Origin of the sequence: Pseudomonas sp. NPDC087598, from assembly GCF_044743525.1 — a bacterium.
GTDB lineage: Bacteria > Pseudomonadota > Gammaproteobacteria > Pseudomonadales > Pseudomonadaceae > Aquipseudomonas.
This window is the reverse complement of record NZ_JBIUWQ010000092.1, coordinates 1-11,763: the sequence shown is the minus strand read 5'-3', so window position 1 is coordinate 11,763 and position 11,763 is coordinate 1. Positions and strand designations below refer to the sequence as shown.

Below are 11,763 nucleotides of genomic sequence, written 5' to 3'. Positions count from 1 at the left end.
ATCGCGTCTTCCAGTTTGGTGGTGTAGTAGTGCTCTTGAGTACCTTGAGCCGAAGTACGGAACCACTGGATAACGATTTCGCTCATGCGCTCGCCGGAGGTCAGAGCAGCTTGCAGCAGAGGCGAAGCCTTGTCGTAGACCTTGGTGATCACAACTGGCTTGTGTACGCGCTGACCGGTTGGCTGACCGGATTGTGGATCACGCGGGATGATCACGTCGTGGCTGAAAGCCTGAACCATGACCTGGTCTTCGTGGCCTTCCTGGTAGGTGTTGCCAACGGAGTCGGCGGTGAAAGCGCCTGCAGTGATCAGGCCTTGTTTTTCGCCGGTAACCGACATGTACGCTGGTGTTGCCATGGGATGCTCTCCTTGCGGATAAATTTAAGGTGCCCGGGAGGCGAAATCGCCCGGTGGGTGCCTGACTGTTATCAAGGAGCGTGCCAGCTTTTGTAAGGTCCCCGGGAGCCGGGGGTGAAACAGCTCTGGCCTGCGCTTTGTGGGATTTTTCACCAGCGATTCAGGGTAAAAGTGCGCAAGAAGTTGCGCAGTACTGCGCAACTTCTTGCGCACTTGGCTACAGGCCTTGTGGCGTAAGGGCTGTAGCGAAGTTGATGGCTGAAAATCGAAAACAACTGCGCAACTTCTTGCGCATCATGGCTCTTTGCCGCCATTGGCCGATCACAAATGACCGATCCATCGCCTCCTTTTGTCATTCCGTCACTGGCACGCCAGCCCCGGATTGACGGACAGTCCCACCCCAGAGCCCCCCGGCAAAAACAGCCCAGGCAGGCCTGAGGGTTATAAAGCGTCTTATAAATGAAACACCGCCCTCGGCTATACTCCCCGCATTTCGACCTAGGCACGAGGAATCACTGTGAAGAACTGGACGTTGCGCCAACGCATTTTGGCGAGCTTTGCGGTGATTATCGCGATCATGTTGCTGATGGTGGTCGTGTCGTATTCGCGGCTGCTGAAGATCGAGGCCGGTGAACAGAGCGTGCGCCAGGACGCAGTGCCTGGCGTGTATTTCAGCTCGATGATCCGTAGCGCCTGGGTCGACAGTTATCTGCAAACCCAGGAATTGCTCGGCCTGAAAAAGGGCCAGGGCATCAGCGCCGAAGATGCCGCTGACTTCAAGTCCTTTGAAGCGCGTCTTGCTGAGCAGATGGGCAATTATCAAACCACCGTGACTACCGAGCAGGACAAGACCGAGTTCGGCGTGTTTAAAGAAGACGTCCTGAACTACAACAAGATTCAGGCACAGGTGCTCGATCTGCACCAGCGCAACCTTGATGATGAAGCGGCGAAGTTGTTCAACGAACAGCTGACCCCGGCCTGGACTGCAGGCCGGATGAAACTCAACGACATCATTCGCGAGAACAAAGCCGTCGCCGATGAAGCCATGAACAACATCGACGATGCAGTGGCGGCGGCGAAAGTCAGCATGGGGATTTCCCTGCTGGTGGCGGTGCTGGCAGCGGCAGCCTGCGGCTTCCTGCTGATGCGCGCGATCATGGCGCCAATGAATCTGATCGTGCGGATTCTCGAAACCATGCGCACCGGTGACCTCAGCACGCGCCTGAACCTCGACCGCAAAGACGAGTTCGGCGCAGTGGAAACCGGCTTCAACGACATGATGACCGAGCTGACTTCGCTGGTGTCCCAGGCGCAGCGCTCTTCGGTGCAGGTGACCACCTCGGTGACCGAGATCGCCGCCACTTCCAAGCAACAGCAAGCCACTGCCACCGAAACCGCCGCGACCACCACGGAAATCGGCGCGACGTCCCGTGAGATCGCCGCGACCTCGCGGGATCTGGTGCGCACCATGACCGAAGTGTCGACTGCTGCCGATCAGGCCTCGGTGCTTGCTGGTTCCGGTCAGCAAGGCCTGGCGCGGATGGAAGACACCATGCATTCGGTGATGGGCGCGGCAGATCTGGTCAATGCCAAACTGGCGATCCTCAACGAGAAGGCCGGCAATATCAATCAGGTGGTGGTGACCATCGTCAAGGTCGCCGACCAGACCAACCTGCTCTCGCTCAACGCCGCGATCGAAGCCGAGAAGGCCGGCGAATACGGCCGAGGTTTTGCCGTGGTTGCCACCGAAGTGCGCCGTCTGGCGGATCAGACTGCTGTCGCCACGTATGACATCGAACAAATGGTTCGCGAGATCCAGTCGGCGGTATCCGCTGGCGTGATGGGCATGGACAAGTTCTCTGAAGAAGTGCGCCGTGGCATGTCGGAAGTGCAGCAAGTCGGTGAGCAACTGTCGCAGATCATTCATCAAGTGCAGGCGCTGGCGCCGCGGGTGTTGATGGTTAACGAAGGCATGCAGGCCCAGGCCACCGGCGCCGAGCAGATCAACCACGCGCTGGTGCAGTTGGGCGATGCCAGCAGCCAGACCGTCGAGTCGTTGCGTCAGGCCAGTTTCGCCATCGATGAACTGAGCCAGGTGGCCGTCGGGCTGCGCAGCGGCGTTTCGCGATTCAAAGTCTGATGAGCGAAATCATCGCCAAACGCAGCGCCGCGCACGTGGCGAAGCCGGCGTTGTTCCTGCTGTTTCGCATCGGCAGCGAGCGTTACGCCTTGCGTGCCACTGAGGTCGCGGAAGTCTTGCCGCGCCTGCCGTTGAAGCCGATCGCGCGGGCGCCGCAATGGGTCGCCGGGGTGTTCGCCTATCGCGGCGCGGTAGTGCCGGTGATCGACCTTAGCGCGCTGACGTTCGGCCAGTCTGCCGAGGCGCGCACCAGTACGCGATTGGTATTGGTGCACTACCGACCGGACGAAGCGCAGCCGGCGCAATGGCTCGGACTGATCCTTGAACAGGCCACCGACACCCTGCGTTGCCATCCGCATGAGTTTCAGCCTTACGGCCTCGACAACCGCGAGGCGCCTTACCTCGGCCCGGTGCGCGAGGATGCGCAGGGACTGGTGCAATGGGTGCGCGTCAATGATTTGCTGGATGATTCGGTGCGCACCTTGCTGTTCCCCAATCCGCCGCGTGATCCGGCGCAGCTTGAGGCGCAGTCATGAACAGCGATCAGCGCTTTTTCGATTTCCTCAAGGAGCGTATCGGCCTCGACGTTACCTCGGTCGGTCCGGCGATCATCGAGCGGGCTGTACGCCAGCGCACGACGCTCTCGCAAGCGGCGCATGCCGATGAATATTGGCAGTTGCTGCAAGGCTCGCGGGATGAGCAGCAGGCGCTGATCGAAGCGGTGATCGTCCCCGAAACCTGGTTTTTCCGTTATCCGGAATCTTTTGCCACGCTGGGCAAACTGGCGCGCAAACGTCTGGGTGAACTGAACAACATGCGCGCGCTGCGTATCCTCAGCCTGCCGTGTTCGACCGGCGAAGAACCCTATTCGATTGCCATGGCCTTGCTCGATGCCGGGCTCAAACCGCATCAATTCAAGGTCGACGGCATGGACGTCAGCCCGCTATCAGTGGAGAAAGCGCGGCGGGCGCTGTACGGCAAAAATTCGTTTCGCGGCCAGGATCTGGACTACCGCGAGCGGCATTTCACGTCGGAACAGGACGGCCATCGGGTCAACGAAATCGTCCGCGAGCAGGTGCGTTTGCAGGTCGGCAATGTGCTCGATCCGACGCTGTTGGCCAACGACTCCGCCTTCGATTTCGTGTTCTGCCGCAACCTGCTGATCTATTTCGATCAGCCGACCCAGAAGCAAGTTTTCGAAGTGCTCAAGCGCCTGACGCATGTCGACGGTGTGCTGTTTATCGGTCCTGCCGAGGGCAGTTTGCTCGGGCGTCTGGGCATGCGTTCGATTGGTATCCCGCAGTCGTTTGCCTTCAGTCGCCACAGCGAGCCGCAACCCGAGCCGGTTCCCATGCCCGCACCCGTGCCATTGCCGGTACGCCAACCGGTGCGCAGCACACCGCCGCCGCCCGTGCGCAATCGACCCTTTGCCTCCGTGACGTCGATGCCGGCGACCAGCAAAAGTGCGAATCCCGACGCGGCCACGCTATTGGCCAACATCGCCGCACTGGCCAACGAAGGCAAAAGCGCCGAGGCCCGTGCCGCGTGCGAACAGTATTTGCGCAGCCATGAGCCGGTGGCGCAGGTGTTTTACTGGCTCGGCCTGCTCAGCGATGTCGCAGGTTTGGCCCTCGAAGCCCAGGGTTACTACCGCAAGGCTTTGTACCTCGAACCGCAACACCCCGAAGCGCTGATGCACCTGGCCGCCTTGTTGCAGGCCCAGGGTGACAGCGCCGGTGCCAGACGATTGCAGGAACGCGCCGCCCGCAGCGGCCGTACCGCCGACAGTGAGCGTAAACGATGATCGCGTCCGACACCTTGAACGTCACCCACGAAGACGCCCGGGCCATCGATGACTGCTGGAACCGCATCGGCATCCACGGCGACAAGTCGTGCCCGCTGCTGGAAGAACATATTCATTGCCGCAACTGCTCGGTGTACTCCGCAGCCGCCACGCGCCTGCTTGATCGGTACGCCCTGCAACAGGACGAACGCGATCCGGTGGCGACGGCGGTTGAACCCGATCTGAAGACCCGTTCGCTGCTGATGTTTCGTCTCGGCGAAGAATGGCTGGGGCTGGCGACTCGCAGCCTGGTTGAAGTCGCGCAGATGCAGGCTATTCATTCTTTGCCGCACCAGCGCTCGCGCGCTTTGCTCGGTGTGGCGAATGTTCGCGGTGCGTTGGTGGCGTGTCTGTCGCTGGTCGAACTGCTGGATCTGGACGGCAACTCGGTCCCGGCCAACGGCGCGCGGATCATGCCGCGCATGTTGATCATTGCCGCCGATGGCGGGCCGGTCGTGGTACCGGTGGATGAGGTTGACGGCATCCATGCCATCGATGAACGAATTCTCGACGCCGCCTCACGTTCCGGCGCGCAGGCCAACGCCAAATACACCCGTGGCGTCCTGCAATATCGAGGTCGCAGTCTGCGTTGGCTGGATGAAGAACAACTGCTGTTCGCCGTGACCCGGAGCCTCACATGACCCCCGAGCAAATGCGCGACGCCTCCCTGCTCGAGCTGTTCAGCCTCGAAGCCGAAGCCCAGACCCAAGTGCTCAGTGCCGGGCTGCTGGCGCTGGAGCGCAATCCGACCCAAGCCGATCATCTGGAGTCGTGCATGCGTGCGGCGCACTCGCTCAAGGGCGCGGCGCGGATCGTCGGTATCGACAGCGGCGTCAGCGTCGCGCATGTGATGGAGGACTGTCTGGTCAGCGCGCAGGAGGGGCGCTTGTTGCTACGGCCGGAACACATCGACGCGTTGTTGCAGGGCACCGACCTGCTGATGCGCATTGCGACACCGGCCAATGCGCCGCAACTGTCAGATATCGAGGGGTATGTCACGTTGATGGGGCAGTTGCTCGATCCTTCTGCCCCGGTCGCCCCGTTGGCTGCTCCGGTCATGGCCGAATTGCAACTTGAACCGCCACCACGAGTCGAAGCGCCGCCCGCGCCTTCGGTGGAAATCCCTGTCGAGGTGTCGGAACCGACGCCACACAAGAACAAACGCACCACCGAAGGTGGCGAGCGCGTATTGCGCGTCACCGCCGAGCGCTTGAACAGCCTGCTCGACCTGTCGAGCAAGTCGCTGGTGGAAACCCAGCGCCTGAAACCGCATCTGGCGACCATGCAACGCCTCAAGCGCATGCAGAACAACGGGCTGCGTGCGTTGGAAAACCTCAACGTGCACCTCAAGGAGCATGCGCTGAGCCTTGAGGCACTGGAAGCGCTGGAAGATGCGCGGCGTTTGCTCGCCGAATCCCAACAACTGCTGACAGAAAAGAACGCCGAGCTCGATGAGTTCGCCTGGCAGGCCAGCCAGCGCGCACAAGTGCTCTACGACACCGCGTTGGCCTGCCGCATGCGGCCGTTTGCCGATGTGCTCAGCGGTCAGACGCGCATGGTGCGCGACCTGGGGCGCAGCCTCGGCAAGCAGGTGCGGCTGGAGATCGAGGGCGAGAAAACTCAGGTCGACCGCGATGTGCTGGAAAAACTCGAAGCGCCGCTCACGCATTTGTTGCGCAACGCGGTCGATCACGGCATAGAAACGCCGGAACAACGTTTGCTCAAGGGCAAATCCGAGGAAGGCCTGATCCGTCTGCGCGCCTCGCATCAGGCCGGGTTGCTGGTCCTTGAACTGAGCGATGACGGCAACGGCGTCGATCTGGAAAAGGTCCGCCGCAGCATCATCGAACGACAATTATCCCCGGCGGAGACTGCCGCGCAGTTGAGCGAAGAAGAGCTGCTGACGTTCCTGTTTCTGCCGGGATTCAGCCTGCGCGACACCGTTACCGAAGTGTCCGGGCGAGGCGTCGGGCTTGATGCCGTTCAGCACATGGTTCGGCAATTACGCGGCGCCGTGGTGCTGGAGCAGACGGCGGGCGAGGGCAGTCGTTTTCACCTCGAAGTACCACTGACCCTGTCGGTGGTGCGCAGTCTGGTGGTGGAAGTCGGCGAAGAGGCCTACGCCTTCCCGCTGGCGCACATCGAGCGCATGTGTGATCTGGCGCCGGACGACATTGTGCAAGTCGAAGGTCGTCAGCATTTCTGGCATGAAGGCCAGCATGTCGGTCTGGTCGCGGCCAGCCAGTTGCTTAACCGTCCAGCCAGCCAGAACAGTGGCGAAACCCTCAAAGTCGTGGTGATCCGCGAGCGCGACGCGATTTACGGTGTGGCGGTCGAACGCTTCATTGGCGAGCGCACGCTGGTGGTATTGCCTCTGGATGAGCGTCTGGGCAAAGTGCAGGACATCTCCGCTGGCGCGTTGCTCGATGACGGTTCGGTGGTGCTGATCGTCGATGTCGAGGACATGCTGCGTTCGGTGGACAAACTGCTCAACACTGGACGCCTGGAGCGCATCGCCCGCCACGGCAATCAGGTCGCAGAAGCGGCGCGCAAGCGCGTGCTGGTGGTCGACGACTCGCTGACTGTTCGCGAACTGCAACGCAAACTGCTGCTCAATCGCGGCTACGACGTGGCCGTCGCGGTGGATGGCATGGACGGGTGGAACGCACTGCGTTCGGAGGACTTCGATTTGCTCATCACCGACATCGACATGCCGCGCATGGACGGCATCGAACTGGTCACGCTGTTGCGTCGCGACAACCGTCTGCAATCGCTGCCGGTGATGGTTGTCTCGTACAAGGACCGCGAAGAAGATCGCCGCCGTGGACTGGACGCCGGCGCCGACTATTATCTAGCCAAAGCCAGTTTTCATGACGACGCCCTGCTCGACGCAGTGGTTGAGCTCATCGGAGGAGCGCGGGCATGAAGATCGCAATCGTCAACGACATGCCCATGGCGGTGGAGGCGTTGCGCCGGGCGCTGGCGTTCGAGCCAGCGCATCAGGTGGTCTGGGTCGCAAAAAACGGCGCCGAGGCAGTGCAGCTGTGCGCGGAAAATACCCCGGATCTGATCCTGATGGACTTGATCATGCCGGTAATGGATGGCGTCGAAGCCACCCGCCGCATCATGGCCGAAACCCCGTGCGCGATCGTCATTGTCACGGTCGATCGGCAGCAGAACGTGCACCGGGTCTTCGAGGCCATGGGCCACGGCGCGCTGGACGTGGTCGACACCCCGGCCCTCGGCGCCGGCAATGCGCAGGAAGCTGCCGCGCCCTTGCTGCGCAAGATCCTCAATATTGGCTGGTTGATCGGCGACAAAGCCCCGCGCTCGCGGCCAGCGCCGACTGCTCAGCGCAGTTCGGGCTCGTGCAAGCGGCTGGTGGCAATCGGTTCCTCCGCGGGCGGGCCAGCGGCACTCGAAGTGTTGCTCAAGGGCTTGCCGCGCAGCTTTTCCGCCGCCATTGTGCTGGTGCAGCATGTGGATCAGGTGTTTGCCGCCGGCATGGCCGAATGGCTGGCCAGCGCCAGCGGACTGGACGTGCGCCTCGCCCGCGAAGGCGAGCCGCCGCAAGCCGGTGCAGTGCTGTTGGCCGGCACCAACCACCATATTCGTTTATTGAAAAACGGCACGCTGGCCTACACCGCCGAACCGGTCAACGAGATCTATCGACCCTCCATCGACGTGTTTTTCGAGAGCGTTGCCAGTTACTGGAATGGTGATGCGGTCGGGGTTTTACTGACCGGGATGGGACGCGACGGGGCGCAAGGGCTTAAGCTCATGCGCCAACAGGGTTATCTGACCATCGCGCAGGATCAGCACAGCAGTGCGGTGTACGGCATGCCCAAGGCCGCCGCGGCCATTGATGCCGCCGTAGAAATTCGCCCACTGGAAAAGATAGCGCCACGATTGCTGGAGATTTTCCCCAAATGAGCCGATTTATCCGCAATCCTGGCCCCCGCAGTACTCAGGTGACCGCCCATGAATGATTTACAGATCGACGACATTAAAACCGACGAAAACGCCGCCATGGTGTTGTTGGTGGACGATCAGGCGATGATCGGCGAAGCCGTACGCCGTGGGCTGTCGAACGAAGAGAACATTGACTTTCACTTCTGCTCCGACCCGCATCAAGCCATCGCGCAAGCCGTGCGGATCAAGCCGACGGTAATCCTGCAGGATCTGGTGATGCCCGGCCTCGACGGCCTGAGCCTGGTGCGCGAATACCGCAATCACCCGGCCACCAAAGACATCCCGATCATCGTCCTGTCGACCAAGGAAGACCCGCTGATCAAGAGCGCGGCGTTTTCCGCAGGCGCCAACGATTATCTGGTGAAACTGCCGGACACCATCGAACTGGTGGCGCGCATCCGCTATCACTCGCGCTCCTATATGACCTTGCTGCAACGGGATGCCGCGTATCGTGCGTTGCGGGTGAGTCAGCAGCAGTTGCTCGACACCAACCTGGTGCTGCAACGCCTGATGAACTCCGATGGCCTGACCGGGCTGTCCAACCGCCGGCACTTCGACGAGTACCTGGAACTGGAATGGCGCCGCTCGCTGCGTGATCAGAGCCAGTTGTCGTTGCTGATGATCGATGTCGATTACTTCAAGTCCTACAACGATACCTTCGGCCATGTCGAAGGCGACGAGGCGCTGCGCAAGGTTGCTACGGCAATCCGCGATGCCAGCGCTCGACCGTCGGACCTGCCGGCACGTTACGGCGGTGAGGAGTTTGCCTTGGTGCTGCCGAACACTTCGCCGGGCGGTGCGCGGCTGGTGGCGGAGAAACTGCGCCAGACCGTAGCGTCGCTGAAAATTCCGCACAATACGCCTGCCGAAGGGGCGAGCCTGACCATCAGTATCGGTCTGGCGACCATGGTGCCGCAGTCGGGCAGCGATTGCCGGCTGCTGATCTCGGCGGCGGATCGCGGGTTATATCTGGCGAAGAACAATGGGCGCAATCAGGTGGGCATCGAGTAACGGCTGCTGCCCCTCACCCCAGCCCTCTCCCGGAGGGAGAGGGGGCCGACCGAGGTGTCTTAAGGTCTATACCGACCTGAAAGACCGTGTCGATTATGGATTCGGTAAAGCTATTTCAAGTCGGCGTAACTTCCGAATCTCCCCCAATCGGTCCCCTCTACTTCCGGGAGAGGGCTAGGGTGAGGGCAAAGGGTTTAATGATCCCCGAAGCCGCCAGACGGGCTGCCGTGACAGCGTGATTACGTTATACTCGCCGGCTTTCAAAAGTTCGCCAACGAGTGCTGCCCGTCATGGAAATCAACCCGATCCTGAACACCATCAAGGACCTGTCCGAGCGCTCCGAAACTATTCGGGGGTATCTTTGACTACGATCAAAAGCATGAGCGTCTGACTGAAGTCAATCGCGAGCTTGAAGATCCGAGTGTCTGGAACAAACCTGAATACGCCCAGGAACTGGGCCGCGAGCGCTCGGCGCTGGCGCAGATCGTCGATACCCTCGACGAACTGAACGGCGGTCTGGCCGATTGCCGTGACCTGCTGGACATGGCCGTCGAAGAAAACGACGAAGGCGCAGTGGGCGATGTCGTCGCCGAACTGGCCCGTCTCGAGGAAAACCTCGCCAAGCTCGAATTCCGCCGCATGTTCAGCCATGAAATGGACCCGAACAACGCCTACCTGGACATCCAGGCCGGTTCCGGTGGCACCGAGGCCCAGGACTGGGCCAACATCCTGCTGCGCATGTACCTGCGCTGGGCGGATAAACGCGGTTTCGACGCGACCATCATGGAACTGTCGGCCGGTGAAGTCGCCGGTATCAAAGGCGCGACCGTGCACATCAAGGGCGAATACGCCTTTGGCTGGCTGCGGACCGAGATCGGCGTGCACCGTCTGGTGCGCAAGAGCCCGTTCGACTCCGGCAACCGTCGCCACACCTCGTTCTCCGCGGTTTTCGTCTCGCCAGAGATCGACGACAAGGTGGAAATCGAAATCAATCCGGCAGACCTGCGGATCGACACCTAACGTTCCTCCGGTGCCGGAGGTCAGCACGTAAACACCACTGACTCGGCCGTACGTATCACCCACGTACCGACCAACACCGTGGTCAGCTGCCAGAACGAACGTTCCCAGCACGCCAACAAGGACACCGCCATGAAAATGCTGCGGGCCAAGTTGTACGAGCAGGAAATGCAGAAACGCAACGCGGCGTCCCAGGCGCTGGAAGACACCAAATCCGACATCGGCTGGGGTCACCAGATCCGCTCCTACGTTCTCGACGCCTCGCGCATCAAGGACCTGCGGACCAACATCGAACGCAGCGACTGCGACAAGGTGCTCGATGGCGACATCGACGAATACCTGGAAGCCAGCCTGAAATCGGGGCTGTAAGAAATAAGCTGCAGGATCGCTGATTCAACACGATCCCTGCAGGAGTGGGCCTGCCCGCGATCCCCAGCCGCAGGCTGGGGGCAACGAACCTGTGATGGAAAATTTAAAGACATGAGCGACCAACAACTCGATCCGCAAGCCCTGCAACAGGAAGAAAACTCCCTGATCGCCCTGCGCAAGGAAAAGCTTGCTGCCGAGCGCGCCAAGGGCAATGCCTTCCCGAACGACTTCCGCCGTGAAAACTACTGCGAAGAACTGCAGAAGAAATACGCGGACAAGACCAAGGAAGAGCTGGCAGAGGCTGCAATTCCGGTCAAGGTTGCCGGTCGCATCATGCTCAACCGTGGCTCGTTCATGGTGATTCAGGACATGACCGGCCGCATTCAGGTCTACGTCAACCGTAAAACCCTGTCCGAAGACACCCTGGCCGCGGTGAAAACCTGGGACATGGGCGACATCATTGCCGCCGTCGGCACCCTGGCCCGTTCCGGCAAGGGCGACCTGTACGTTGAAATGACCGAAGTGCGCCTGCTGACCAAGTCGCTGCGCCCACTGCCGGACAAGCACCACGGCCTGACCGACACCGAACAGCGCTACCGTCAGCGTTACGTTGACCTGATCGTCAACGAAGAAGTGCGCCAGACGTTCCGCGTGCGTTCGCAAGTGATCGCGCACATCCGCAGCTTCCTGATGAAGCGCGACTTCCTCGAAGTCGAAACGCCGATGCTGCAGACCATCCCGGGCGGCGCCGCAGCCAAGCCGTTCGAAACCCACCACAACGCGCTGGACATGGAAATGTTCCTGCGTATCGCGCCTGAGCTGTACCTCAAGCGTCTGGTGGTCGGTGGTTTTGAAAAGGTTTTCGAGATCAACCGCAACTTCCGTAACGAAGGCGTTTCGACTCGTCACAACCCTGAATTCACCATGTTGGAGTTCTACCAGGCTTACGCCGACTACGAAGACAACATGGACCTGACCGAAGAACTGTTCCGCGAGCTGGCGCAGCTGGTTCTGGGCAGCACCGACGTGCCGTACGGCGACAAGGTGTTCCACTT

9 protein-coding genes and 1 pseudogene are annotated in these 11,763 nt (G+C 60.9%); 9 read left to right on the top strand and 1 reads right to left on the bottom strand.

The window, feature by feature from the left end:
- Nucleotides 1-356 (bottom strand): Hcp family type VI secretion system effector (locus tag ACIOWE_RS28600; protein WP_401398251.1); only part of this gene is annotated, 356 nt, incomplete at its 3' end.
- A gap of 517 nt (nucleotides 357-873) precedes the next feature.
- Between ACIOWE_RS28600 and ACIOWE_RS28595 the strand changes: the two genes are divergently transcribed.
- From ACIOWE_RS28595 to ACIOWE_RS28555, 9 genes and pseudogenes are all read left to right on the top strand, one after another.
- Nucleotides 874-2,496 (top strand): methyl-accepting chemotaxis protein, encoded by a 1,623-nt coding sequence (locus ACIOWE_RS28595; RefSeq protein ID WP_201235056.1) that lies wholly within the window; start codon nucleotides 874-876, stop codon nucleotides 2,494-2,496.
- Nucleotides 2,496-3,032, top strand: coding sequence for a chemotaxis protein CheW (locus ACIOWE_RS28590; protein WP_401398249.1), 537 nt, complete (start codon nucleotides 2,496-2,498; stop codon nucleotides 3,030-3,032). The genes ACIOWE_RS28595 and ACIOWE_RS28590 overlap by 1 nt, the downstream gene beginning before the upstream one ends.
- On the top strand, nucleotides 3,029-4,300 hold the full coding sequence (locus tag ACIOWE_RS28585) for a CheR family methyltransferase (protein WP_401398247.1): 1,272 nt from the start codon (nucleotides 3,029-3,031) through the stop codon (nucleotides 4,298-4,300). Before ACIOWE_RS28590 ends, ACIOWE_RS28585 begins: the two co-directional genes overlap by 4 nt.
- Nucleotides 4,297-4,980 (top strand): chemotaxis protein CheW, encoded by a 684-nt coding sequence (locus ACIOWE_RS28580; protein ID WP_401398245.1) that lies wholly within the window; start codon nucleotides 4,297-4,299, stop codon nucleotides 4,978-4,980. Before ACIOWE_RS28585 ends, ACIOWE_RS28580 begins: the two co-directional genes overlap by 4 nt.
- Nucleotides 4,977-7,265, top strand: a complete 2,289-nt coding sequence (locus ACIOWE_RS28575; protein ID WP_401398243.1) for a hybrid sensor histidine kinase/response regulator — start codon at nucleotides 4,977-4,979, stop codon at nucleotides 7,263-7,265. Before ACIOWE_RS28580 ends, ACIOWE_RS28575 begins: the two co-directional genes overlap by 4 nt.
- Complete coding sequence (locus ACIOWE_RS28570; protein ID WP_401398241.1) at nucleotides 7,262-8,272, top strand: chemotaxis response regulator protein-glutamate methylesterase; 1,011 nt, start codon at nucleotides 7,262-7,264, stop codon at nucleotides 8,270-8,272. The genes ACIOWE_RS28575 and ACIOWE_RS28570 overlap by 4 nt, the downstream gene beginning before the upstream one ends.
- A gap of 48 nt (nucleotides 8,273-8,320) precedes the next feature.
- Nucleotides 8,321-9,322 (top strand): PleD family two-component system response regulator, encoded by a 1,002-nt coding sequence (locus ACIOWE_RS28565; protein WP_201235050.1) that lies wholly within the window; start codon nucleotides 8,321-8,323, stop codon nucleotides 9,320-9,322.
- Between the two features lie 290 nt (nucleotides 9,323-9,612).
- Nucleotides 9,613-10,708, top strand: a pseudogene (prfB, locus tag ACIOWE_RS28560) (peptide chain release factor 2).
- 111 nt (nucleotides 10,709-10,819) lie between these two features.
- Nucleotides 10,820-11,763: amino acid--tRNA ligase-related protein (locus ACIOWE_RS28555; protein WP_401398238.1), on the top strand; the 944-nt coding region annotated here is incomplete at its 3' end.